This is a genomic window from Cutibacterium avidum ATCC 25577 (assembly GCF_000227295.1).
Taxonomy (GTDB): domain Bacteria; phylum Actinomycetota; class Actinomycetes; order Propionibacteriales; family Propionibacteriaceae; genus Cutibacterium; species Cutibacterium avidum.
Genome location: NZ_JH165054.1, coordinates 390,417 through 415,504 on the forward strand (window position 1 = coordinate 390,417; position 25,088 = coordinate 415,504).

22 protein-coding genes, 1 pseudogene and 1 riboswitch are annotated in these 25,088 nt (G+C 64.6%); of the genes and pseudogenes, 7 read left to right on the forward strand and 16 right to left on the reverse strand.

From position 1 onward, the window contains the following. Positions 1 to 121 precede the first annotated feature (121 nt). From purH to HMPREF9153_RS12860, 11 genes and pseudogenes are all read right to left on the reverse strand, one after another. Positions 122 to 1,672 carry a bifunctional phosphoribosylaminoimidazolecarboxamide formyltransferase/IMP cyclohydrolase gene (gene purH, locus HMPREF9153_RS01715; protein ID WP_004808920.1) on the reverse strand — a complete coding sequence of 517 codons (1,551 nt, stop codon included), beginning with the start codon at positions 1,670 to 1,672 and terminating at the stop codon, positions 122 to 124. Next, positions 1,669 to 2,298, reverse strand: a complete 630-nt coding sequence (gene purN / locus HMPREF9153_RS01720; protein ID WP_015582231.1) for a phosphoribosylglycinamide formyltransferase — start codon at positions 2,296 to 2,298, stop codon at positions 1,669 to 1,671. The genes purH and purN overlap by 4 nt, the downstream gene beginning before the upstream one ends. A 9-nt stretch (positions 2,299 to 2,307) precedes the next feature. Beyond that, positions 2,308 to 2,823 (reverse strand): 6,7-dimethyl-8-ribityllumazine synthase, encoded by a 516-nt coding sequence (gene ribH, locus HMPREF9153_RS01725; protein WP_023031841.1) that lies wholly within the window; start codon positions 2,821 to 2,823, stop codon positions 2,308 to 2,310. Positions 2,824 to 2,825: 2 nt separating this feature from the next. Continuing rightward, complete coding sequence (gene ribB, locus HMPREF9153_RS01730; protein ID WP_004808923.1) at positions 2,826 to 4,121, reverse strand: 3,4-dihydroxy-2-butanone-4-phosphate synthase; 1,296 nt, start codon at positions 4,119 to 4,121, stop codon at positions 2,826 to 2,828. Further along, positions 4,115 to 4,714, reverse strand: coding sequence for a riboflavin synthase (locus HMPREF9153_RS01735; RefSeq protein ID WP_004808924.1), 600 nt, complete (start codon positions 4,712 to 4,714; stop codon positions 4,115 to 4,117). The genes ribB and HMPREF9153_RS01735 overlap by 7 nt, the downstream gene beginning before the upstream one ends. 8 nt (positions 4,715 to 4,722) lie before the next feature. Then, positions 4,723 to 5,718 carry a bifunctional diaminohydroxyphosphoribosylaminopyrimidine deaminase/5-amino-6-(5-phosphoribosylamino)uracil reductase RibD gene (gene ribD, locus HMPREF9153_RS01740; RefSeq protein WP_004808925.1) on the reverse strand — a complete coding sequence of 332 codons (996 nt, stop codon included), beginning with the start codon at positions 5,716 to 5,718 and terminating at the stop codon, positions 4,723 to 4,725. Between the two features lie 70 nt (positions 5,719 to 5,788). Further along, a riboswitch (FMN riboswitch) is annotated at positions 5,789 to 5,923 on the reverse strand. A 106-nt stretch (positions 5,924 to 6,029) separates the two neighbouring features. Further along, positions 6,030 to 7,613, reverse strand: a complete 1,584-nt coding sequence (locus HMPREF9153_RS01745; protein ID WP_004808926.1) for a cell division protein PerM — start codon at positions 7,611 to 7,613, stop codon at positions 6,030 to 6,032. 154 nt (positions 7,614 to 7,767) lie between these two features. After that, on the reverse strand, positions 7,768 to 8,661 hold the full coding sequence (gene sucD / locus HMPREF9153_RS01750; RefSeq protein ID WP_004808927.1) for a succinate--CoA ligase subunit alpha: 894 nt from the start codon (positions 8,659 to 8,661) through the stop codon (positions 7,768 to 7,770). A gap of 3 nt (positions 8,662 to 8,664) precedes the next feature. Continuing rightward, positions 8,665 to 9,840 (reverse strand): ADP-forming succinate--CoA ligase subunit beta, encoded by a 1,176-nt coding sequence (gene sucC, locus HMPREF9153_RS01755; protein WP_004808928.1) that lies wholly within the window; start codon positions 9,838 to 9,840, stop codon positions 8,665 to 8,667. Between the two features lie 211 nt (positions 9,841 to 10,051). Beyond that, complete coding sequence (gene pcrA / locus HMPREF9153_RS01760; protein ID WP_004808929.1) at positions 10,052 to 12,484, reverse strand: DNA helicase PcrA; 2,433 nt, start codon at positions 12,482 to 12,484, stop codon at positions 10,052 to 10,054. A gap of 67 nt (positions 12,485 to 12,551) precedes the next feature. Continuing rightward, positions 12,552 to 12,809: pseudogene (locus HMPREF9153_RS12860) on the reverse strand (hypothetical protein). 112 nt (positions 12,810 to 12,921) lie between these two features. Here HMPREF9153_RS12860 and HMPREF9153_RS01765 point away from each other — a divergent pair. The 6 genes from HMPREF9153_RS01765 to HMPREF9153_RS01790 all read left to right on the forward strand — a co-directional run bounded on the left by HMPREF9153_RS01765 (position 12,922) and on the right by HMPREF9153_RS01790 (position 17,897). Beyond that, entirely contained in the window at positions 12,922 to 13,884 is a 963-nt protein-coding gene (locus HMPREF9153_RS01765) for a MetQ/NlpA family ABC transporter substrate-binding protein (protein WP_004808930.1), read from the forward strand. A 30-nt stretch (positions 13,885 to 13,914) separates the two neighbouring features. Further along, positions 13,915 to 14,994 (forward strand): methionine ABC transporter ATP-binding protein, encoded by a 1,080-nt coding sequence (locus HMPREF9153_RS01770; RefSeq protein ID WP_004808931.1) that lies wholly within the window; start codon positions 13,915 to 13,917, stop codon positions 14,992 to 14,994. Next, on the forward strand, positions 14,994 to 15,647 hold the full coding sequence (locus HMPREF9153_RS01775) for a methionine ABC transporter permease (protein ID WP_004808932.1): 654 nt from the start codon (positions 14,994 to 14,996) through the stop codon (positions 15,645 to 15,647). The genes HMPREF9153_RS01770 and HMPREF9153_RS01775 overlap by 1 nt, the downstream gene beginning before the upstream one ends. A gap of 86 nt (positions 15,648 to 15,733) precedes the next feature. Further along, a complete protein-coding gene (locus HMPREF9153_RS01780) occupies positions 15,734 to 16,996 on the forward strand; it encodes a phospholipase D-like domain-containing protein (protein WP_004808933.1) in 1,263 nt (420 codons plus the stop codon). 147 nt (positions 16,997 to 17,143) lie between these two features. Beyond that, positions 17,144 to 17,407 (forward strand): GlsB/YeaQ/YmgE family stress response membrane protein, encoded by a 264-nt coding sequence (locus tag HMPREF9153_RS01785; RefSeq protein WP_004808934.1) that lies wholly within the window; start codon positions 17,144 to 17,146, stop codon positions 17,405 to 17,407. 163 nt (positions 17,408 to 17,570) lie between these two features. Further along, positions 17,571 to 17,897 carry a PspC domain-containing protein gene (locus HMPREF9153_RS01790; RefSeq protein WP_004808935.1) on the forward strand — a complete coding sequence of 109 codons (327 nt, stop codon included), beginning with the start codon at positions 17,571 to 17,573 and terminating at the stop codon, positions 17,895 to 17,897. A 67-nt stretch (positions 17,898 to 17,964) separates the two neighbouring features. Here the strand turns inward: HMPREF9153_RS01790 and guaA are convergent, their stop codons facing one another. Continuing rightward, the gene (gene guaA / locus HMPREF9153_RS01795; protein ID WP_036979540.1) at positions 17,965 to 19,518 is read right to left on the reverse strand and encodes a glutamine-hydrolyzing GMP synthase; all 1,554 of its coding nucleotides are present in this window, start codon (positions 19,516 to 19,518) and stop codon (positions 17,965 to 17,967) included. A gap of 201 nt (positions 19,519 to 19,719) precedes the next feature. Between guaA and cysE the strand changes: the two genes are divergently transcribed. Then, entirely contained in the window at positions 19,720 to 20,292 is a 573-nt protein-coding gene (cysE, locus tag HMPREF9153_RS01800) for a serine O-acetyltransferase (protein WP_015582217.1), read from the forward strand. Between the two features lie 4 nt (positions 20,293 to 20,296). Here the strand turns inward: cysE and HMPREF9153_RS01805 are convergent, their stop codons facing one another. From HMPREF9153_RS01805 to mptB, 4 genes are all read right to left on the reverse strand, one after another. Next, entirely contained in the window at positions 20,297 to 20,647 is a 351-nt protein-coding gene (locus tag HMPREF9153_RS01805) for a chorismate mutase (protein ID WP_004808938.1), read from the reverse strand. Positions 20,648 to 20,705: 58 nt separating this feature from the next. After that, positions 20,706 to 21,809, reverse strand: coding sequence for a GuaB3 family IMP dehydrogenase-related protein (locus tag HMPREF9153_RS01810; RefSeq protein WP_004808939.1), 1,104 nt, complete (start codon positions 21,807 to 21,809; stop codon positions 20,706 to 20,708). Positions 21,810 to 21,843: 34 nt separating this feature from the next. Further along, entirely contained in the window at positions 21,844 to 23,358 is a 1,515-nt protein-coding gene (gene guaB / locus HMPREF9153_RS01815) for an IMP dehydrogenase (protein ID WP_004808940.1), read from the reverse strand. A 96-nt stretch (positions 23,359 to 23,454) separates the two neighbouring features. Next, a complete protein-coding gene (mptB, locus tag HMPREF9153_RS01820; RefSeq protein ID WP_004808941.1) occupies positions 23,455 to 24,954 on the reverse strand; it encodes a polyprenol phosphomannose-dependent alpha 1,6 mannosyltransferase MptB in 1,500 nt (499 codons plus the stop codon). Positions 24,955 to 25,088 lie beyond the last annotated feature (134 nt).

Consider the following 25,088-nt stretch of genomic DNA (forward strand, 5'->3'; position numbering starts at 1 on the left):
GAAGAACCACGCGGGGCCCGGACCATCATGGTCCGGGCCCCTTCACGTGTCGTTGGTCCTCGAGCTGACCCTTACACCGAGACAGACATCTCGGTGTAAGGGTCAGCTCGAGGAGCCGGGATCAGTGGAAGAAGTGCCTCGTTCCAGTGAGGTAGAGAGCGACGCCAGCCTTACGGCAGGCCTCGATGGTCTCGTCGTCACGAATCGATCCGCCCGGCTCGACGATGGCCTTGACATTGGCATCGATGAGGACCTGAGGACCGTCGGCAAAGGGGAAGAAGGCGTCGGATGCGGCCACCGATCCGGCGGCGCGATCACCGGCCCGCTCCACGGCCAGACGGCATGAGTCGACGCGGTTGACCTGACCCATGCCGACGCCGACCGAGGCTCCGCCATGGGCCAGGAGGATGGCGTTGGACTTCACCGAGCGGCAGGCCTTCCACGCGAAGAGCAGATCGGCCAGGGTGGCATCGTCGACGGCCTCACCAGCCGCGAGGGTCCACTGGCTCGGGTCGTCACCCTCGGCCTGGAAGACGTCCGCCTCCATGGCCAGCAGCCCACCGTCGATCTGGCGCAGCTCCCAGCAGGCCACCTCGGGCGCGGGTGCCTCCAGCAGGCGGATGTTCTTCTTGCGGGACAGGATCTCCACGGCCCCGTCATCGTATCCGGGAGCGACGACAACCTCGGTGAAGATCTCGGCGACCTGCTCGGCCATCGCGACACTGACTGGGCGGTTGGTGGCGATGACGCCGCCGAAGGCGCTCAGCGAGTCACAGGCGTGGGCCTTGCGATGGGCCTCGGCAATGTCCGAACCGGTGGCGATGCCGCACGGATTGGAGTGCTTGATGACGGCGACGCACGGCTCCTCGAAGTCGAAGGCGGCGCGACGGGCCGAGTTGGTGTCAACGTAGTTGTTGTAGCTCATGGCCTTGCCATGCAGCTGCCGAGCTCCGGCCAGACCGGGCTCGCCGGGGCTCTGGTAGACCGCAGCAGCTTGGTGGGAGTTCTCGCCGTAGCGCAGCGGATGGATAAGCTCACCAGTCATGCCGACGAAGGCCGGCACTCCCTCGCCGGAGACCCCGTTGCGAGTGGCGAACCAGGTGGCCACCGCGACGTCGTAGGCAGCGGTGTGGGCGAATGCTCGGGCTGCCAGGACGCGACGCTCCTCGCCGGTGTAGCCGCCCTCGGACAGGGCTCGGGCGAGGTCCTCGTACTGGTCAGGGTTGGTGACGACGGCAACGCTCGCGTGATTCTTGGCGGCCGCGCGGACCATCGACGGGCCACCGATGTCGATCTTCTCGATGCACTCGTCGAAATCTCCCCCGCGCGCCACAGTCTCGGAGAAGGGGTAGAGGTTGCACACCACGAGGTCGAAAGGTTTGACGTCGAGCTCGGCCAGCTGATCACGATGGGACTCCAGTCGGCGATCAGCAAGGATGCCGGCGTGAATCTTCGGGTGGAGGGTCTTGACGCGACCGTCGAGGCACTCCGAGAATCCGGTGACCTCACTGACCTCGGTCACCGTCACCCCGTGGGAGGCCAGCTCCTTGGCGGTCGAGCCGGTCGAGACGACCTCGACCTTGGCGTCGATGAGGGCCTTGGCCAACTGGCCAAGGCCAGACTTGTCATAGACGGAGACGAGGGCTCGACGGACGGGTTGACGTTCACTCACTGTGGATCCTTCCGGGACGGTTCGGTGCCGAGTTCTTGCGTACCGGGGCGAGCCCCGGCAAGTTCTGTGACGACTTCGACGAGCATCTCTCGTTCCTCCACCTTGATACGTTCATGGAGGGACTCGACGGTGTCGTCGGCCCGGACGGGCACGGCCCGCTGGGCAAGGATCCGACCGGTGTCGACCCCGGCGTCGACTACGAAGACGGTGGCACCGGTGATCTTGACTCCGTAGTCCAGAGCATCGCGGGGACCGTGGATCCCGGGGAAGGACGGCAGCAAGGCCGGATGGGAATTGATGGTGCGGCCCCCGAAACGATCCAGGAAGGTCGTCCCGAGCAGCTTCATGAAGCCAGCACAGACGACCAGGTCAGGATCGAACCGGGAGACGTCGTCGGTCAGTCGCGCGTCCCAGGCCTCCCTCATGGTGACCCGCTGGTCGGCGTCGGCCCTGGGGAGGGGCTCGGCAAAGGTGGGGATGCCGGCCTTCTCGGCTCGTTGCAGGGCGACGGCGCCAGGCTGGTCGGAGCCGACGGCGACGATGGTCACCTCTTCGGGCAGGTTGTCGATGAGGGATTGCAACAGGGTTCCGGTGCCCGAGACGAGCACGACAACACGAACGGTCACGCCCCCACCCTAAGCCCTCAAGGCCTGTGTGGGGCGCGAGGCTGTGACGGCGGACAGGGCCGTGAAGGTGGCGACTGCGGCTTGAGCGGCCTCATGTCCCTTGTCCTCGTGGGATCCTTCCAGCCCCGCGCGGTCGAGAGCCTGGGCATCGTCATCGCAGGTCAGGACGCCAAATCCGATGGGGGTCCTGGTGCGTACGGCGACATCCGTGATGCCCCGCGTGGCGGCGTCGCAGACGTAGTCGAAGTGCGGGGTTCCTCCCCGGATGACCACGCCGAGGGCAACGAGGGCGTCGAAGCGGCCGGCGAGGGCGGCACAGGCCACCGGGAGTTCGAAGGATCCCGGCACTCTGACGACGACGGGATCGTCCACCCCTGCGTCGGCCAGGCCACGCAGGGCACCGGCAAGCAGGCCATTCATGACCTTGTCATGCCATTGCGATGCGACGACGGCGACCTGAAGGCCACTGCCGTCGAGGTTGCTGAGGTCAGGGGCAGCAGGTCCCACATTGGTACGAGAGCTCATGATCATTCTCCTTGGGTGCTCCGGGCGGGTTCAGGATGGTTCAGGTCGGGCGTGGTGATCTCGGGCATGTCGTGGTCGAGTGCCAGCAGATGTCCCATCCGATCGCGTTTCGTACGCAGGTACCGCTCGTCCTCGGGACGGGCCGGAATCTCGAGAGGCGACATCGTCACCTCAAGTCCTCCTTCACGCAGAGCATCCACCTTGGCAGGGTTGTTCGTGAGCAGGCGGACGGCAGAAACACCGGCATCAGCCAGGATCGCCACGGCCGCGCCGTACTCGCGAGCGTCGACGGGCAGGCCGAGGTGGGTCTGGGCGTCGACGGTGTCGAGCCCACCATCCTGAGCCCGGTAGGCCGCAATCTTGTTGAGCAGACCGGTCGCTCGACCCTCGTGGCCACGAAGCAGGATGATGGCCCCGCCGTGCTCGTTGACGTGAGCCTGGGCAGCCGCCAGCTGGTCCCCGCAATCGCAGCGCAGGGATCCCAGGGCGTCGCCGGTGAGGCATTCCGAGTGCACCCTCACCCAGGCTGGGCCACCGTCGTCGGCGTAGATCCCCTTGTCAGACATGAGCAAGACGTGTTCGGCCCCGGTGAGGTTGTCCCGGTAACCGGTCATCGTGAATTGGCCGTGCCGGGTCGGCAATTCCGCGCTGGCAAGGGCCGTCACGCGAGGTGCCGCAGTGGTGTCAGCCGGATCATGGGAAAGCCGCCACTGCGCCAGTTGATCGATGGTGACGAAGGCCAGGTCCTCGGTGCGGGCCAGCTCGGCTATGGAGTCGGTACGCAGACACATACCGTCATCCCCCACGAGTTCACCAATGAGACCGACGGGTTCCAAGCCGGCCAGCCGGGCGAGGTCGACGGCGGCCTCGGTGTGACCGCGCCTCTCCAGCACTCCCCCGGCGCGGGCCCGTAGCGGCAGGACGTGGCCGGGACGGACGAGGTCAGCGGAGGTCGAGGTGGCGCTTGCGAGAACTCGAGCGGTGCGGGCACGCTGGGCGGCATCGATACCGGTCGTTATCCCGGATGCCGCGTCGACGGCGACGGTGTAGCGGGTTCGCAGCGGGTCCTGGTTGGCGGGCCACATGAGGGGCAGACCGAGTTGGTCAGCGTGCTCGTCGGTCATGGGTGCGCACAGGTACCCGGAAGTGTGGCGGACCATCCATCCGACCCAGCGTGGATCAGCCAGCTCAGCGGCGAGGATGGCGTCTCCCTCGTTCTCCCGGTCGGCGTCGTCGGCAACCAGCACCGGACGTCCGGCGCGCAGCTCGGCCAGCGCCTCCTCGATGGTGTTCAGCATGACTTCTCCTTGTTCACGAGGGATTCCAGGTATTTCGCGATGACGTCGACCTCGATGTTCACGGGTTCGCCAGGTTCGAGACCACCGAGGACCGTGCCGGTGAGGGTGGTCGGGATGAGGCTCACCTCGAACCACTCGGAACTGACCTCGCAGACCGTCAGGGATGTGCCGTTGATCGCGATCGACCCCTTCTCGACGACGTACCTGGCCAGCGTGGTGGGAAGGCTGAATCGGAAGACCTCCCAGTGGTCGCCGGGAGTACGGGAGACGAGTTCGGTGACCCCATCGACATGCCCCTGGACGATGTGTCCACCGAGGCGTCCCGCCACGGCCACCGGGCGCTCCAGATTGACCCTGCTCCCCGGGGCCAACCACCCCAGGGCAGTGCGGTTGAGGGTCTCGGCCATGACGTCACAGCCGAAGGTCACCTCGTCAAGGTCGGTGACCGTCAGGCAGGTGCCGTTGACGGCGATGGACGCACCGAGCCGGGCGTCGGAACAGACCACGGGTCCGCAGATGGACAGCCGAGCCGACTCCTGTCCCTTGTCGATGGCGACGACCTCGCCAATCTCCTCGATGATTCCGGTGAACATGGGTCTCCTCACTCGTGGTGTGCGCGGATTTGGATGTCAGGACCCAGCCGGCACACGTCGTCGATGACGAAGTGGTGGGCCAAGGCCAAGGTGGTGACGGTGGGATCGATGACGGCTGCCCGACCGTCTCCCAACACCGTCGGTGCGATGTGGGCGATGACCTCGTCAACGAGGTCGGCGGCCAGGAATGCTCCGGCCAGGCGTGGACCGCCCTCGAGCCAGACCCGGTGGATGCCGCGATGCCACAACACGTCAAGCACCTCGACGGGGTCGTGGCTGCGAATCTGCAAGGTCTCGGCGGAATCGTCGTGGAGATGGCAACCGGCAGGCAGGTCCCTCATCCCCACCACGACGCGCAGCGGCTGACAGGTGGCTTCGGACAGCCGGACCGTCAGTCGAGGATCGTCAGCCAGAGCTGTTCCGGTACCGACGACGATCGCCCCGCACCGGGAGCGGCCGATCTGCACTTGGTGACGCGCCTCTTCCCCGGTGATCCACTGACTTGTGCCGTCGGGAGCGGCGCTGCGTCCGTCGAGGGTGGCGGCGTACTTCCAGCACACCCGGGGGCGTCGGTGGGTCTGGCTGAACGTCCAGTCGGCGTTGAGAGCCATGGCAGCCTCGGAAAGAACACCCGTGATGACTTCGACCCCGTTGGTGCGCAGGAACTGTTCTCCCCCAACTGCCACCGGGTTGGGGTCGGACTGAGCGATGACGACGCGGGAAACCCCGGCCTCGCGCAGGGCATGGCTGCATGGACCGGTGCGTCCGGTGTGATTGCACGGTTCCAGGGTGACGACGGCAGTTGCTCCCCGGGCAGCGTCGCCAGCCTGATGCAGTGCCTCCACCTCGGCGTGTGAGGTTCCCGCCCCGTGATGCCATCCCTGCCCGACAACCTGACCATCGGCGACGATGACGCAGCCGACACGCGGATTCGGGTCAGGGCATGGCGAGTTCGCTGCCAAGTTCAGGGCGAGCGTCATGGCGTCGCCCCACCGCTGGTCCATCTGTCCTCCCGGGCCGTTGCGACTCCGGGGTGCGCAAGGACGACACACGGGGCTGACGACGCCAGCCACCTGCCGTGCTGCCTCCCATCCGGACTTTAACCGTCGGTACCGGAATTCCACCGGTTCAACCTCACCGTCACGAGGACGGCTCGGGTCGCGGACTGTCACCGCCGGTTCGGACTTTCACCGACCCCGGAGCACGTGTGCTTGCGGACAAGTATGCACCCATTTGCCACGGCGTGTGGCGTCACCCTAGGGGTTCACGTCGGCAAGGGGGCACGACGTCACCCCTGAAGGCGATCTCGCCCGGCTCAAGAATGGTGGGTGGTGTCCCCGTTGTCGGGGTTCCCGTGATCGTTCTGAATGGAGTCGTAGATGCCGTGGCCGATGATCTCTTCCTCGACCGCCTTGATGTCCTTGGACGCAGCCGTGGGACGGGTGATCCTCCTCGACCCGGTGTCCTTCCACGACGACTCATTCCCGACCGAGGTCGCACCCTCACCAGCATCTAGGTCCTCGGCCTGAACGGCGCAGGTCTCCTCCGCGTCAGCCGCTTCCGCAGCAGCTTTCTTCTCGGCCTTAGCCTGTTTCCTGGCAGCCCGGCTCCGGGCCCGCTCCTCGGACTTGGCTGCGTGGGCTTCCTTGTGTGCCTCGCGACGCTCTGCACGCCCCTGACGCGACTCCTCGGATTGCAGCTGGCGAGTCATACCGACGGCGAACCCGCACAGCATCGTCACCAGGGTGAGGATGCCGACCGCGCATCCAGCCATAGCCGGCATGATCGTGCCGACCTCACTGAGGCGTCCGTCACCCAGGCTGCCACGACTCAGCAGGCCCAGGATGGCCAACACGAGCCCGGACAGCAGACCAGAAAGAGCACCGATACCCGCTCCGATCTCGAACCCGGCCTCCGGCAGGGACTTCATGACAAGAATGCCACCGACGATTCCGGCAGTCACCGGGACGGCAAACCAGGCACAGGCAGCCGGGCTCAACGGACCGTTGGAGGGCAAGGCCCCAAGCACTGGCAACGCCGGGACGATCCCGAGGTGTGTTCCGAGCGGGGAGACGAAGGTCTCAGTTCCAAGGGCAAACCCCGGGCCGACCGTCCATGCGGTTCCCCACAGTGCCATGGTGGGCAACCAGGCCAGTTGCAGCAGGACGAGGCAGACTCCCCCCCATCCGGTGGCCCCGATCTGTTGGTGCAGGTGGACCACGTTGCTCGCGTGCACGAGCAGGGCGACGGCTAGTGCGGCTGATCCGCCTGCCAGGCAGATGGCAACGGTCGACCCAACAGCTTTCGGCAGTCCACGAGCCCAGCGGGGCAAGCCGCCAAACAGGTTGACGCGTGCACCGCGACTAGCCCCGACGAGACCTGAGCACAGTCCAATGAGAAGGGCACCAACCATGGCCGTCACCCAGTGGGACGTTCCGGCGGCAGCCGTCATGATGATTGCCGCGAGAAGCTCGATGGTGGTGTGGAGGGCAATCGCCTCACCGACATGTCGACGTGGCGGGTGTCCGCCGTGGCGATGCCACAGGACGCGGGTGCCATAGCGGCAGGCTTCCTCACCGAGCAGCAGGCTGACGCAGGTGAGCCCCAGCGGGATGAGGCCGACGTGGATCCCGATGATGTCGATGGGCACACCGTGGCCACTCAGCCAGAGGCTCGACGCCGCAACGAGCATGCTCGGGAAGGACCGACCGTTACTGGACAACCACTCCGGGACGATGATCCCGGCCAGGGCGAGCCATTGGGCCAGGATGGCCGCTGCTGCGGCCGCCAGGACGACGACCGGCCATGGCCACGGGACGCGAGGCTCACGAGGCTCGTCGGCCTCGGAGGACTCAACGACGAACCTCGCCGAGGTCGATGTCGAGCCAGATGTGCCCATGTGGGAGTCCTGTTCGGTTCGGGGAAGAAGATCATCTGGAACCCTACCTTCCACCGGCGACGATTCTGAGTCACCACACCTGGGAGCACGACGCAACGCACGGAACCCGGCTCCACAAGGGGGCCGGGTTCCGTGCGAACACAGGATCAGGGCGTCACTTCTTGAGTGAGTCCATCGCCTCGTGAGCCAGCTTGGCGGTCTCGGTCGGGGTCTTGCCGACGCGAACGCCAACAGCCTCGAGAGCCTCCTTCTTGGCAGCCGCGGTGCCCGAGGAACCGGACACGATGGCGCCCGCGTGACCCATCGTCTTTCCTTCAGGAGCGGTGAAGCCAGCCACGTAAGCCACAACCGGCTTCGTGACATGCTCAGAGATGTACTTAGCTGCGCGCTCCTCTGCGTCGCCACCGATCTCACCGATCATGACGATGATGTCGGTCTCCGGGTCGTCCTCGAAGGCCTGCAGGGCATCGATGTGGGTGGTCCCGATGATCGGGTCGCCGCCGATGCCGATGGCCGTCGAGATGCCCAGGTCACGCACCTCGTACATGAGCTGGTAGGTCAGGGTGCCGGACTTGGAGACCAGGCCCACGCGTCCCGGACCGGAGATGTCGGCGGGAATGATGCCGGCGTTGGACTTCCCGGGGCTGATGATGCCCGGGCAGTTCGGGCCGATGATGCGGGTCTTGCCGGAACGCTGGGCGGCGGTGAAGAACTCCGCGGTGTCCTTGACGGCGACACCCTCGGTGATGCAGACAACCAGCGGGACCTCGGCCTCGATGGCCTCCATGACGGCCGACTTGGTGAACTTGGCCGGGACGAAGATCACGGACACGTTGGCGCCGGTGGCCTCGACGGCCTCCTTGACGCTGCCGTAGACCGGGACGGTGATGCCACCGTTGAAGGACACGGTGGTGCCCGCCTTGCGCGGGTTGACGCCACCGACGACGGCGGTGCCGGAGTCGAGCATGCGCTGGGTGTGCTTCATGCCCTCCGAGCCGGTCATGCCCTGGACGATGATCTTGGAGTTCTGGTCGAGAATGATCGCCATGTCTCAGGCCTCCTTGGATGCGAGCTCGGCGGCCTTGCTGGCGGCCTCGTCCATGGTCGGGACCATGGTCACGAGCGGGTGGTTGAATTCCTCGAGAATCTTGCGGCCCTCGGCCACGTTGTTGCCGTCAAGACGGACGACGAGCGGCTTGGAGGCCTTCTCGCCCAGCTTCTCGAGAGCGCCCTTGATTCCCAGCGCCACCTGGTCGCAGGCGGTGATGCCGCCGAAGACGTTGACGAAGACGGAACGGACCTGCTCGTCGCCCATGATGAGGTCAAGGCCGTTGGCCATGATTTCGGCCGAGGCGCCACCGCCGATGTCGAGGAAGTTGGCAGGCTTCGGGGATCCCGGGAACTCCTCGCCGGCGTAGGCGACGCAGTCCAGGGTGCTCATAACGAGGCCGGCGCCGTTTCCGATGACGCCGACATTGCCGTCGAGCTTGACGTAGTTGAGGCCGAGCTCACCGGCGCGCAGCTCCAACGGGTCGGTGGTGGCGCGGTCCACCAGGGCTGCATGCTCGGGCTGACGGAAGGAAGCGTTGTTGTCGACGGTCATCTTGCCGTCGATGGCGAGGATGCGTCCGTCACCGGTCTTGATCATCGGGTTGACCTCGACGAGGGTGGCGTCCTCGTCCCGGTAGGTCTCCCACAGCTTGACGACAGCCGGGACGATGGCGTCCTGCTCGCCCTCGGGGAAGCCAGCCTCGGTGAGGATCTCACGAGCCTTGGCCTCGTCGATGCCGTCGATCGGGTCGACCGGCACCTTGGCCAGGGCCTCGGGCCGCTCCTTGGCGAGGGTCTCGATGTCCATGCCGCCCTCACGAGAGCACATCGCCAGGTAGCGACGCTCACCACGGTCGAGCAGGATCGAGAAGTAGTACTCCTCGGCAATGTCAGCTCCCTCGGCGATCATCACCTTGTGAACGGTGTGACCCTTGATGTCCATGCCCAGGATGGCCTTGGCGTGCTCGGCCGCCTCCTGAGGGGACTTGGCGATCTTCACGCCACCAGCCTTGCCACGGCCACCCACCTTGACCTGCGCCTTGACGGCGACGACGGGGGTGCCGAGCTTCACTGCGGCCTCGGACGCCTGCTCGGGAATCTCCGCGACGACGCCTCGAAGCACAGGCACACCGTGCTTCTCAAACAGGTCGCGGGCTTGGTATTCGTACAGGTCCACAATCTCTCCACTCTGCGAGTCGACCGGCCGTTGCCGGGCCGGGAACGGGGCTGACGGCAACCTGCCATCTCGAACACAAGAATGTTCACAATGAGGTCGACGCGGTTGGTCGTTTGCCCACCGAGAACAGATTAACAACCCCGACGGTCCAGTGCCCACCCGGTGTCACGACGTCGAGCGATCTGACGTGGGAAAACCCCTGAGGCCGTGCTCACAGCTTCTCGAGCGGAGCGAATTTCAGCGCCAATCTCTTGAGACCAGCCGACCCGAAATCGACGTCAGCCTTGGCGTTCTCACCCTGACCAGAAGTGGCTTTGACGGTGCCGAGTCCGAAGGTGGAGTGCAGCACCTTGTCCCCCACGGACAGCGAGAGGGACTTGCTCCTGGGAGCATTCGCAGGTCCCCGTCCGGACCCGAAGGCAGGGGAGCCGTCATGCAAGGATCCGCGTGCCGAATGTGAGCGACCACTCGCGGAGGTCGACCATCCCACCGAGACCTGGCCGAGCCTCTCCCACTCGATGAGGCGCTCGGGGATCTCGTCGACGAATCGGCTCGGCGGGTTGTACTGGGCCTGCCCCCACATCGTCCGTACCGCCGCCCGGGACAGGAACAACTGTTTGCGAGCACGGGTGATGCCCACATAGGCCAGCCGTCTCTCCTCCGCTAGTTCGGTGGCGTCTGCCAGGGACCTCATGTGGGGGAAGACGCCGTCCTCGAATCCAGTGATGAAGACGGTGTCGAACTCCAAGCCCTTGGCGGTGTGCAGGGTCATCAGGGTGACGACCCCGTCGGAACCGGTCGGCAACTGGTCCGAATCGGCGACCAGGGCGATCTGTTCCAGGAAGGCCGGCAGGGAGTCGTCGGCCGACAACTCGAGGTCCTCGACATCGCCTTCCGCTGCGGCATCGATGTCGATGGCGTGGACCCTGGCCACGAATTCCTGGGCCACCGAGACCAGCTCGACGAGGTTCTCCAGCCTCGTCTCGTCCTGGGGGTCCTTGGAGTTCTCGAGCTCGGCGATGTAGCCGGATTCCTTGAGGATGGAGCTGGTGATCTCATCAGCTCGCCTGCCCTGCTCGACCATCGCGACGTGGTCCTCCATCAAGCTGACGAAGGCTCGGATCTGGTTGACCGATCTCGTTGCCAGTCCATTGATCTCGTCGATCCGCCTGAGGGCCTCCCAGAAGCTGATCCGTCGAGCAGTGGCGAACATCTCGACGGCGGCCTCGGCCCGCGCGCCGATTCCGCGACGTGGGGTGTTGAGGATGCGTCGCAGCGAGACGTCGTCGGAGGGGTTGGCGATGGTGCGCAGGTAACTCACCGCGTCGCGAACCTCCTTACGCTCGTAGAACTTCACGCCTCCGACGACCCGGTACGGCAGACCGGTGCGAATGAAGACATCCTCAAAAGCTCGCGACTGGGCGTTGGTGCGGTAGAACACCGCGACCTGTCCGTAACTGGTGCGTCCCTCGTCCACGAGCTCGTCGGTGCGTCGCGCCACCCAAGCCGCTTCGTCATGTTCGGTGTCAGCGACATATCCGACGATCTTGTCGCCGTCACCCTGATCGGTCCACAGATTCTTGGCCGGACGGTTCGGGTTGACCTTGATGAGATTGTTCGCGGCGGTGAGAATCGTCTGCGTGGAGCGGTAATTCTGTTCCAACAGGATCGTCCGAGCGCCGGGGAAATCCTTCTCGAAATCAAGGATGTTACGAATTGTCGCGCCACGGAAGGCGTAAATCGACTGATCCGAGTCACCCACGACCATGAGCTCGGGCGAATCGACGCTGCGTGCCCCGTCATCCAATGGCACCGGATCGTCCCCGCACAGCTCCCGGATGAACTGATACTGAGCAGTGTTGGTGTCCTGATACTCATCGACGAGGACGTGGCGGAACCGGCGACGGTACTGTTCACGCACATCTGGGAACTGCCTCAGCAGGGTGACGGTGCACATGATGAGGTCGTCGAAGTCCAGGGCGTTCGCAGCACGAAGGCGACGCTGGTACTCGGCATAGACCTCAGCATTCGTTCGATCGTTTCCGCTACTGGCATTCTCAAGAGCCTGATCGGGAGTGATGAGCTCGTTCTTCTGGTTCGAGATCCAGTTCATGATCGCCCGTGGCTGGAACTTCTTCGGGTCCAGATTCTGATCGCGGGCCACCAGGGTGATGAGTCGTTTCGCGTCGGTGTCGTCATAAATGGAGAAATTGCGCGAGATGTCCAGGCGATCAATGTCGGTCCGCAGCATTCTCACCGCAGCGGAATGGAAGGTCGACACCCACATCGGCTTGGCCCGGTTACCTACCAGATCGACGACGCGCGCCTTCATCTCAGCCGCAGCCTTGTTGGTGAAGGTGATGGCCAGAATGGAACCGGGATGGACACCGCGCTCCCCCACCAGGTGCGCGATACGACGGGTCAGGACACGGGTCTTGCCCGAACCAGCACCGGCCACCACGAGGACCGGGGCCCCCGCATGCAGGACAGCCTCACGCTGGGGCTCGTTGAGGTCGGCCAGCAGATCGGCGGAAGAGACTCCTGCCGTAGTCATCGCGGCATGCGTCGGCAAGACCCCCGGCTCGACCGGGTGGCGCCTCTCATTGGTCGACTCGAAGAACGAAAACAGATCCGGTGTCGTCATGGCGGCTCACAGCTTACCGGCCCGTCAGGGCCCTCCACAGGGCGCTGATCCCATGACTCACTGGCGTTCACCCAGTGAAACAGGCGCTCACGTATTGACAGCATCGGATGAATGGCCGTAAATTCTGGGAAAGCTCGGCCCGGTCAGGGCCGCCACCAGAATTCAGGAGCACTGCTATGACTGCGGCCTTCAGCCACACCATCGACGCCGACCTTCGCGCGGCCTCGATGATGATGTGCCGCTCGTGCTACCTGCGAATGCTCGGCACCTGCTGACGGCGGACTAATTCCGCCGGCAGGACTTCCGGCCCCTCTCTCCCACTGATTCATGCCAGTGGTCGATCTATGCCCACATCTGCACACTCACGCAGACCGACGTGCCGTACCCGATCGCATCTTCACCCGAATCCACTCAAGACATATCCAGGAGACCAACTCATGAGCGCATCCACCCCCTCGGCGTCGACCCCCGAGGCTCTTCCCGAAAAGCCCGGTGGCCACCACACCGGCCTCATCGTCGGCATCATCATCGTCGTGCTGGCGATCATCGCCGGCATCATCTTCGCGGTGAACAAGAACAAGGGTGACGACTCAGCAGCTGGCGGCACGACGACCGTCAAGATCGGCACCACCGAGGCCGCCAACGACTACTGGAAGGTCCTCAAGAAGAAGGCCTCCGCCGAGGGCATCAACATTGAGGTCGTCAACTTCAACGATTACACCCAGCCCAACGTCGCCCTGTCCCAGGGGCAGGTCGACCTCAACGTCTTCCAGCACCTGCTCTTCCTGGCTGACTACAACGTCAAGAACCACGACAACCTCACCGCGATCTCCGCGACCTACGTCGTCCCGTTGAACATCTACTCCAAGAAGTACCAGCAGGTCTCCCAACTTCCGGCCGGGGTCACCGTTGCCATTCCGAACGACGCCACCAATCAGGGACGTGCCCTTCTCGTGCTGCAGAAGGCCGGATTGCTCAAGCTACGCAACGGCGGGTCGGCCCTGTCGACCCCTGCCGACGTCATCGCCAACCAGTCCAAGGTGAAGGTCAAGGCCATTGACGCCGCCCAGACGGCTGCCTCCCTCGACGGTGTCGATGCTGCGGTCATCAACAACAACTTCGCCGCCGACGCCGGCCTGGATCTCAACAAGGTTCTCTACAAGGACAACGCCACCGGCAAGTCGGCCGACCCCTACGTCAACATCATTGCTGCCAAGGCCGCTGACAAGAACAACGAGACCTACAAGAAGGTCGCCAAGCTGTGGTCGGACCCCGAGGTTCAGAAGTCGATCATCAAGCAGTCGGGCGGCACTGCCAAGGTCGTTTCTGATCGTTCCCAGGCCGATCTCGACAAGATCTTGGGCGATCTGACCACCGAAATCAAGAAGTCGAATTCCTGATCTCTATCCGATTTTCCAGCGAGGCTCCCCATGGCAACAGATGTCGCGCCTGCTTCGGCGCCGCAGTGTCCTGACCACATCGTCTTCGAACACGTCACCAAGGACTTCCAGACCCGTACCGGGTCGGTGCGAGCCTTGGACGACGTGAGCCTGGCGATCAAGAAAGGTTCCATCTCAGCGGTCATCGGACATTCCGGCGCTGGAAAATCCACCCTGGTGCGCCTCATCAACGGGTTGGAATCCCCGACGAGCGGGCGGGTGCTGGTTGACGGCACCGACGTCTCCCAGCTCTCCGACAAGGCGATGCGCCCGCTGCGGACCGACATCGGGATGATCTTCCAGCAGTTCAACCTGTTCGGGTCCCGGACCATCTACGACAACGTCGCCTACCCACTCAAGCTGGCTCGCTGGAAGAAGGCCCAGGAGAAGGAGCGCGTCACCGAGCTGCTGAGCTTCGTCGGGCTGACGAGCAAGGCATGGGATCATCCCAACCAGCTCTCCGGCGGACAGATGCAGCGAGTCGGAATCGCCAGGGCGCTGGCCACCAAGCCGTCGATCCTGTTGGCTGACGAATCCACCTCCGCCCTCGACCCGGAGACGACGGCTGACGTCCTCTCCCTGCTCAAGCGGGTCAACGAGGTTCTCGGGGTGACGGTTGTCGTCATCACCCACGAGATGGAGGTCGTCCGTTCCATCGCTCAGCAGGTCTCGGTGCTGGAAGCCGGACACCTCGTCGAGACCGGGAGCGCCCGACAGGTCTTCGCCCATCCACAGTCCGAGACCACCCAGCGCTTCCTCTCGACGATCATCGGTCAGCATCCCAGTGGGGAGGAAGAGGCCCGGCTGCGCTCGGAGAACCCTGGCACTCGCCTGGTCGACGTCAGCTCGGTGTCCAGTGACGCCTTCGGGGACGCGCTGGCTCGTATCAGCCAGACCGGGGCTTCCTTCCGGATCGTCCACGGTGGGGTCATCGAGGTCCACGGCGGCTCGCTGGGCAATTACACCGTGGCCTTGTCGGGCTCCGACGAGGCCGTCGAGAAGGCTGCCCGGATCCTGACCGACGCCTCCGACACGGCTGCCACCACGACCACCAGTCAGGAGGACCACTGATGAGTGATTACCTGCGTCCGATATATCTGCAGTCCATCTGGGAGACCCTCTTCATGGCCCTGATCACCCTGGTGATCGGTGGTATCTGTGGACTGGTGATGGGCATCCTGCTCTACGCCACCCGTCGCGGTGGGCTGCTCGCCAACAAGGTCGTCCACACCATTCTCAACGTCATCGTCAACATCATCCGGCCGATACCGTTCATCATCTTCATGACGGCGATCGCTCCACTGACACTCAAGGTCGTCGGAACGACGATCGGCGTTCGTGCCGCCACCTTCCCACTGTGCATCGCGGCCACCTTCGCGATCTCCCGAATCGTCGAGCAGAACCTCGTCACCGTCGAGCCCGGTGTCATCGAGGCTGCGCGCGCCATGGGCGCCGGTCCGTGGCGGATCCTCTTCGACGTCGTGGCCCGTGAGGCCCTGGGCCCGCTGATTCTCGGATACACCTACATCCTCATCGCGATCGTCGACATGACGGCCATCGCCGGTGCTCTGGGCGGTGGCGGCCTGGGCCAGTTCGCCATCACTTACGGTTATCAGCGGTACGACTGGACGGTGACGGCCGTTGCCGTCGTGACGATCATCATCGTCGTCCAGCTGGCCCAGTTCCTGGGCAATTGGTTGGCGCGACGGGCACTGCGCCGGTGATCAACCAGTCGTCATGACACAGCGCTTCCGGGCCCTCGACGCCGACTGCCTCGCAGCCGGTGTTCGGGGGCCGGTACCCTGAGCACATGACCCGGGCCCCTCGCCAGAAAACCACCCTTCGCCGCGTCCTGCACTGGGTAGCGGGCGGAACGGTTGCCGCCCAGATGGCCACGATGGCAGGACTCGTCGTCTTCAACGGCGTCAGGAGACGGGGTCGCCGCCCCTACCGCTTCCCCACCGCCCCGGTGGAATCCCTCGAGGTGGGCGATCACCAGGTCGAGATCTTCACCTTCGGACGTGACCTCTACGCTGCGATGATCGCCGACATCGAGGCGGCTCAGCACACCATTTATCTCGAAACCTTCATCTGGAAGAACGACGAGGTCGGGCGACAGTTCCGCCAGGCCCTCGTCACCGCCGCTGCCCGAGGCGTCGAGGTCTATGCGATGTGGGACACCTTCGCCAACCTCGTCGTCGATCCGCGCTTCTTCCGCGAACTGCACGGCGTCCATGTGCGCGCCCAACCGCTCGTCACCCCGTCATGGATGCCAACCATCCGCAACATGGGCCGCGACCACCGCAAGCTCCTCGTCGTCGACTCCGGCGTCGCCTACATCGGTGGGTACAACATCGGGTCCCTCTACGCGGATCGGTGGCGTGACACTCACGCCCGTATCACCGGCCCGGCCGTCGGGGAATTGGAGAACACCTTCGTCGACATGTGGAACCAGCGCCCCAAGGGAGCGCTGGTCTCGCGACGCAATCAGCCGGTGCTGCCCTCCCCCGGGGTGCGCTACTGGGACACCCCCTTCGTGGTACACCGCAACTCCCCGCGGATGGCCGTCTATCCCATTCGGAACATGTACCTCGAGGCCATTGACCGCGCCAGTGAGCGGATCTGGATGACCCAGGGTTATCTCATTCCGGACGACGACGTCGTCGCTGCCCTTCACCAGGCGACCTCCCGCGGGGTTGACGTGCGTATCGTCATTCCCGCCGAGTCGAATCACGTCATCGCCGACTGGCTGAGCCGTGGCTACTACGACCGGCTCCTTCATCAGGGAGTACGACTCTTTCTCTACCAGGGGGCCATGGTGCATGCCAAGACCTGCACCATTGACGGCATCTGGTCGACGATCGGCACGGCCAACCTCGACAGGTTGTCCCTCCAGGGCAACTATGAGGTCAACGTCGCCATCACTGATCCCACTGTCGCCGAGCGGATGGCTGAAATATTCGAGATCGACATGGCGAACTGCGTGGAGCTCACCCTCGACGAATGGCAGTCGCGATCCAACGTCGCAAAATTCACCGAGGCGCTGTTGTCCCCATGGCGACCATTTTTCTAAGATTCCGTCGCCAGCGTAAAAAAATGACGTATTGCCTAGCCAGGCAACTGTTGTCGCTGGTAACAATACGTACTTTTGGTTAAGTACTCGGCTACGATCCGTGATCGTTACTGGACGTTTTGACCCATCGTCAACGACACTAGACGCATGGGATTTTTTGCATGGATTGTTCTCGGGCTCATCGCCGGCGCCATCGCCAAGGCCATCATGCCGGGCAAGCAGGGCGGCGGCATCCTCGTCACCCTCCTTCTCGGCGTCGTGGGCGCGGTTCTTGGTGGCTGGCTCGGCTCCCTCATCTTCAACAAGCCCCTTGGCGACTTCTGGAACCTCTGGACCTGGCTCATCTCAATCGTCGGTGCCCTCATCGTCCTGTGGATCTGGGGTGTCATCACCAAGAAGAAGAGCCAGTGACCTACTGATCTCTCATCCTCTCTCCAGCGAGGCCCCGTCCTTGGACGGGGCCTCGCTGCATGTATGGGCACCTCCGGGACACCCCGTGCTCATTGATGTCTCTAGTGCGCCTCACAGACACATGGCACGATGGATGTAAGCCACTAGTCAGGAGGACCGACCTATGGCCACCAAGATCACCCGGCCCGAGGAGGGCCGCATCGTCGGCGGCGTCTGCCAAGGCATTGCCAACGCCTTCGATCTGGACCCGACCATTGTCCGCATCGTCACAGCGGTCTTGATTCTCGCTGCCGGCTCGGGACCACTCATCTACCTCGTGTTGTGGGTAATCATCCCGGATGAGCGCAGCGGCGCGAGCATGGCTGGTGATGCCGCCCGAAAGGCACGGGACAAGCAGGAATCGCGTCGCTCAGGAAATACCTGGAACTTCAATCAGACGACAGCTCCCCATCGTCCCGACGAGACCTTCAACCCGTACAAGGAGGACTGACCTTCAACCACATGACAGGGCCCGTACCGATCGATCGGTACGGGCCCTGTCATGTCATGGAGCCGTATCACTCCCACTCAATGGTGGCCGGCGGCTTCGAGGTGATGTCGAGAACCACCCGGTTGATCTGCGGGCAGGCGTTGGTGATCCGGGTGGAGATCTTCTCCAGCACGTCATAAGGAATGCGGGCCCAGTCAGCAGTCATGGCGTCCTCACTGGTCACCGGGCGCAGCACAATCGGCGAGCCGTAGGTACGTCCATCACCCTGTACACCCACCGAGTGGACGTCACCGAGCAGGACCACCGGGCACTGCCAGACCTTGCGGTCCAGACCAGCCGCGCTCATCTCCTCGCGGGTGATGGCATCGGCGGTACGCAGCACCTCGAGACGCTCCTTGGTCACCTCGCCGATGACGCGAATACCCAGGCCCGGGCCTGGGAAGGGCTGACGCCACACGATGTCCTCGGGCAGGCCCAGCTCCAGGCCGACGGTTCGCACCTCGTCCTTGAAGAGGGTGCGCAGCGGCTCGACGAGGCTGAACTGCAGATCGTCGGGAAGGCCTCCGACATTGTGGTGGCTCTTGATGTTGGCGGCTCCCTCGCCACCGCCGGACTCGACGACGTCGGGGTAAAGGGTCCCCTGCACCAGGAAGTCGATCGTCTGATCGGCGTTGAGCCGTTTGGCGACGTCCTCGAAGGTGCGAATGAACTCACGACCAATGATCTTGCGCTTGGCCTCGGGATCGGTGACTCCGGCCAGGGCGTCCAGGAAGCGCTGGGACTCGTCTGCCACCACGAGGTCGGCGCCAGTGGCCTCGACGAAGTCGTGCTTGACCTGCTCGGCCTCTCCCTGGCGCAGCAGACCGTGATCGACGAAGACGCAAGTGAGCTGGTCGCCGACGGCGCGCTGCACCAGAGCGGCCGCGACCGCGGAGTCGACGCCGCCAGACAGTCCACAGATGACACGACGGTCACCGACCTGGCCGCGGATCTGAGCGATCTGGTCGCCGACGATCGAGCTGGCGTTCCAGTCCGGACGGCATCCGGCGATGTCAAAGAGGAAGTGCTCCAGAACCGTCTGACCGGATTCGGAGTGCTGTACCTCCGGATGCCACTGCACACCGACGAGCTTGCGCTCTACGTTCTCAAAGGCGGCCACCGGGGCACCTGCGGTACGAGCGAGGGTCGAGAACCCCTCCGGAGCACGGGAGACGGAGTCACCGTGACTCATCCACACGCTGATGGTGTGCGGGATGCGGGAGAGCAGCTGACCTGGGGATGTGATGCACAGGCTGGTGCGTCCGTACTCAGAGGCTCCGGTGTGGGCGACCTGACCACCGAGGGCCTGAGCCATGGCCTGGAAGCCGTAACAGATGCCCATCACCGGCACACCGGCGTTGAACAGGGCCGGGTCGACGCTCGGTGCCCCATCCACGTAGACCGAGGCCGGACCTCCGGAAAGGATGATCGCGGCTGGTTCCTTGGCGAGCATCTCGCGGACTGGCATGTTGTGCGGGACGATTTCGGAGTAAACGTTCACCTCACGCACCCGGCGGGCAATGAGCTGGGCGTACTGCGCCCCGAAGTCGACCACCAGAACGACGTCGTGGAGTTGTTCCATGAGGCCGAGTCTATGGCCCAGAGCCCCCTGTCGCGCCACTCGACCGGTCCCCGACTGCGCGAACATCCGCCGATGAGCGTCGGAATGTCGTCAGATGACGACGAAGTGGAACTCCGCCCGCCCTTTCCATTGGTCGACAGGTCTGGGCTCGATATGGTTCATGCACCGGTACCACTCACTGCAGCAGAACTGAGGTTGGCCATGACGAATGAGACGACGGAACTCCTCCAGACCCTCAAGCGATGGAAGGAACGCGCCATGGAGGACCTCGACGCCGCCATGCGTGAGGACCCCGCCGCCACGTCGAAACTCATGGTCGCCATCGCATACCAGGGCGTCCATGCCATCTGGGCACACCGTCTCGCCCATGCCATCTGGGTGAAGTATCCGGCGCTGCGCCCACTGGCTCGTCTGCTGTCCCAGATCTCCCGCAATCTCACCGGAATCGAGATCCATCCGGGAGCGACGATCGGGCGTCGGTTCTTCATTGACCACGGCATGGGGGTGGTTATCGGGGAGACAGCGGTCGTGGGTGACGACGTGCTGATGTACCACCAGGTCACCCTCGGCGGACGCGCGCGCGGGCACTTCAAGCGTCACCCCACGATTGGCAATCGTGTCCTCATCGGCGCCGGTGCCAAGATCATTGGTGACATCACCGTCGGTGACGACTGCAAGATCGGCGCCAACGCGCTGGTCATCAAGGACGTCGCCCCCGGAACGGTCGTCGTCGGTATCCCGTCGAAGGTTCACCAGGGCGACGTCATCGCCTGACCCATCAGTTGTCGAATGCCTCCGAGGTGGACACATCCGTTTCGGGGGTGCTCGCAGGGTCGTCCTGGGACTCGTCGGCAATGGCCTCGTGGTGACGCACCACCTCGGCAACGATGAAGGTGATGACCTTCTGGGCGAACTCGGGATCAAGGTTCGACTCGACGGCGAGCTGACGCAACCGTGCGATCTGCTCGGCCTCACGGGCCGGATCTGCCGGCGGCAGGCCGCGCTCAGCCTTGAGGCGGCCCACCTCGCGGGTGATCCGGAACCTCTCGGCGAGCAGATGGATGAGGGCGGCGTCCATGTTGTCAATCGCGCCGCGCAACACGATCAATTCTTCGGGCACTTCGCTCATGCCCGAAGGTTAGCCAGCCATCCCGCTCGCCGGGACGGTGTCCTGATTGATGGGACGATCAGCGAATCGTCAGCTCGATGCGCTGGAACTCCTTGACCTCCGAATAGCCGGTGGTGGCCATGGCCTGACGCAGCCCACCGACGAGGTTCATGGTGCCATCCGGGACGCGCGAAGGCCCGCTGAGCACCTCCGCGAGGGTACCCACCGGCTCGAAGTGCACCCGAGAACCACGCGGCAGATCAGCGTGCCATGCCTCGGCACCCCAGTGCCATCCCCGGCCAGGGGCCTCGGTGGCCCGGGCCAGTGGGGATCCGACCATGACTGCGTCAGCGCCGCAAGCGATGGCCTTGGCGATGTCGCCGGAATGTCCCACCGAGCCATCGGCGATGACGTGGACGTAGCGTCCCCCCGACTCGTCCATGTAGTCGCGACGGGCCTCGGCGACGTCAGCGATCGCTGACGCCATCGACACCTCGATGCCAAGGACCTGACGGGTGGTGTGGGCCGCTCCCCCACCGAAGCCGACGAGCACGCCAGCCGCGCCGGTCCGCATGAGGTGCAGGGCCGTCTGGTAGGTCGCGCATCCACCGACGATGACCGGGACGTCGAGCTCGTAGATGAACTTGCGCAAGTCGAGGACGTCGTCCCCACTACCGACATGCTCAGCCGACACCGTCGTGCCACGAATGACGAAGAAATCAGCCCCGGTGTTGACGACGGTCTCGGAGAACCGAGACGCATTCTTCGGCGACAAGGACCCGGCCACCGGCACTCCGGCGGCCCGAATCTCGGCCATCCTGGCGGTGATGAGCTCGGCCTTGATCGGCTCGGAGTAGATCTCCTGCATGCGGCGGGTGGTGGCGACGTCGTCACCCAGCCCGGCCAGCTCCTCGAGGTACGGCGTGGGATCCTCGTAACGGGTCCACAATCCCTCGAGGTTGAGCACACCGAGGCCACCCAAGCGCCCGAACTCGATGGCCGTCGCCGGGCTCATCACCGAGTCCATTGGCGCGGCCATGATCGGGAAGTCGAAGGTGAGAGCGTCGATGCGCCACTCCAGGTTCACCATCTCGGTGCCGCGGGTGCGCCGGGAAGGGATGAGAGCGATGTCATCCAGGCTGTACGCCCGGGTGGCACGCTTGCTGCGTCCGATGTCGTACATAATTCCTTTCCTGCCGGATTCTCCGGCCCGCCCGTCAGTGGGCGGAGTAGTTGGGGGCCTCGACCGTCATCTGAATGTCGTGCGGATGAGACTCCCGCAGACCAGCCGAGGTGATGCGCACGAAACGACCACGCTCGTGCAGCTGGCCGATGGTGCGGGCGCCGGTGTAGAACATCGACTGACGCAGACCGCCAACAAGCTGGTAGGCCACCGCGCCCAGCGGGCCACGGTAGGCAACCTGACCCTCAATGCCTTCCGGGATGATCTTGTCATTCGTGGTGACGTCACCTTGGAAGTAGCGGTCCTTGGAGTAGGACAGCTTCTCGCCACGCGCTGACATGGCACCCATCGATCCCATGCCACGGTAGGTCTTGAACTGCTTGCCGTTGATGAAGGCGAGCTCACCCGGGGACTCCTCGCAACCGGCCAGCAGGGATCCGAGCATGACGGAATCGGCACCGGCGACCATGGCCTTGGCGATGTCGCCGGAGTATTGCAGGCCACCGTCCCCGATGACCGGCACGCCGTACTGGCGAGCAGCGCGGGATGCCTCGAAGATGGCAGTCACCTGGGGGACGCCGACACCGGCAACCACGCGAGTGGTGCAGATCGAGCCCGGCCCGATGCCGACCTTGATGCCGTCGGCTCCGGCCTCGCAGAGCGCCTTGGCGGCCTCGTAGGTGGCGATGTTGCCGCCGACGACGTCTACCCCCTTGGCAGCAGGCTCGGCCTTGAGCTTGGCTATCATGTCGAGAACGCCCTGGGTGTGGCCGTGAGCGGTGTCGACGATGATGAGATCGACCCCCTCCTCCACCAGTGCCATGGCGCGTTCCCACGAGTTGCCGAAGAAACCGATGGCAGCACCCACGCGCAGACGTCCCTGAGGATCCTTGGTGGCGTTGGGGTACTTGTCGGCCTTGACGAAGTCCTTGAGGGTAAACAGGCCGCGCAGCTTGCCGTCGGCATCGATCAACGGCAGCTTCTCGATCTTGTGCGCGGCCAGCAGGGAAAGGGCGTCGGACGGACTGGTGCCCACCGGAGCCGTGACCAGCGGGGCCTGGGTCATGACCTCGCGGATGAGGCGCCGCGGGTTCTCCTCGAAGCGCATGTCGCGGTTGGTGATGATGCCGACGAGGTTCTCCTCCTCGTCCACGACCGGAACACCGGAGATGCGGTAAGTGTGGCAGAGCTCCTCGGCATCGGCCAGGGTGGCGTCCGGGGAGATGGTGATGGGTTCGTCGACCATGCCGGCCTCCGAGCGCTTCACCTGATCGACCATCGCGGCCTGGTCCTCGATGGACAGGTTGCGGTGCAGGATGCCGAGGCCACCCTCACGGGCCATCGCCACTGCCATCCGAGTCTCCGTGACGGTGTCCATCGCTGCGCTGACAAGCGGGATTGCGATGTCGATGTTGCGGGAAACCTTGGTCGTCGTGTCGACCTGGGAGGGGATGACGTTGCTCTCAACAGGCTGGAGCAGGACGTCGTCAAAAGTGAGGGCCAGTGGTGCCAGCTCCTCAATCGTGGTCGGGCGGGAATCCGAGGTCATGAGCCACCTTTCGCCGGGATAAACGTCATCCTATCGCCGCGGGCGTCGAGGTCGCCCAGCCGATCGCCCCGAGCTGGCCGGGAACGCTGGTCGTCGTCAGGTCGTGGCCGTCACGAAGGCCCACGCCCTCGGGATCCGCCGGACGATGAGACATCCGACGATGACCAGCGGCAGGCACACGTAAGGCGACCAGTACCACTGCAGATGGGCCAGGATACTGATGGCCACCACTCCGACGATGACGATGTCGCGGTGGGTGCGACGCAATGGAATCGAGGCGACCAGGGCAAGCGGCCCAATGAGGTACCAGGGTTGCAGGGAAGCTCCGAAGACGGCGAAGGCGATCATGACCCCGGCCTGCAGTCGCAGCGGACTGCCCAGCTGGCCGATGGAGTCGTCCAGGCGTCGCAAGGATGGTACAGGGCCCCATCGGGCCCAGCACCACACCATCGCGACCAAGGTGAGGACCAGGCTGACGATGATGGCCGGGCCGACCAGCTTGTCCAGCGGGATTCCACCACTTCCCCGCAGGATCTGAACCACCAGGGCGATCGGTGAGTCGCTCGTCACGGAGACGGGACTGCCTGCCGTCGGGTTGAGCCATCCCAGTCCCAGACCACGGATGGCGGAGATCCCGCCGAAGACCGCCAGAGCCGGAATGGCTCCAGCAGCGGTGCGGGCGAGGAGGGCCGACCAGCAATTCCGGTTCGTCCAGCGGTGGCTGCCATGACGCACCGCATGGGCATGGGCCAGGGTGACGACGCCTACCCCGGCCAGCACGCCCGGCTGCTTGATGGTGCCGGCCAGACCGACGATCGCCCCACCAGCGACGAGTCCCAACCATCCACGTCCGGACAAGACCAGGTGGATCGCCACGATCAGCGCCGCAAGGGACAGGCCGATCTGGAGCCCGTCATTGTGCATGCCGCCGATGATGCTCAGGGTCGTCAGGGGGCAGCAAACCCCCAGCCAGAGGGCATGATCGGGGTCGGCGCCGGCATACCGCGCCAGCTGCGGCATCGCCCAGAACATCAGAGCGATGCCGATGATGGCCGGCACGCGCATCAGCAGCACCGACCACAACGGATCGGCGTGAGCGATCGTCACCATCGCTGCCTGGATCCACAGCGATCCCGGCGGATACACCGCCGTCGTACCCCCCCATGGAGTGCCGACGGCCTGACCAAGCACGCCTGCCAAACCCTGGGGAACCACGTAGGGGTCCAGGCCCTGAGCCAGGATCCACCCCTGAGCGGCATAGGCCCAACCATCCCGGCTGAGCAGCGGCGGACCGAACAACAGCGGTAGCGACCACGTGACGAGGGCGAGGAGGCGAGTGCCGACAAGCTTCCGGGAACGCAACCACGCGATGATCATGGCGCTCAGGCCGACGACACTGCTGGCAACCACGGCCACCCCGATGGGACGCACCTGCTCCGGCATTCCGGCATGGGGGGAACCCCATCCCCACACCACCATCATGACGGAGCCGACAAATCCCATCACGAGCACCTCGAGGAGGCGGCGTCGATCGGGATGGGAATGGGCCAGCGCAGGCTGACGATCATGGAAGTGGGTCGTCGTGGTCATCAGCATTCAGCGTAGGGGAACCACACAGCCAGACGATGCGAGAAGGCACCGGTGTCGAGCGTTTCGGGCCAATTGTCACCCCCACCCGCTAAGGTGCATGAGGCGGTTGTGCTCCGCCACAGGTGCGGCCCTGCCCCCTG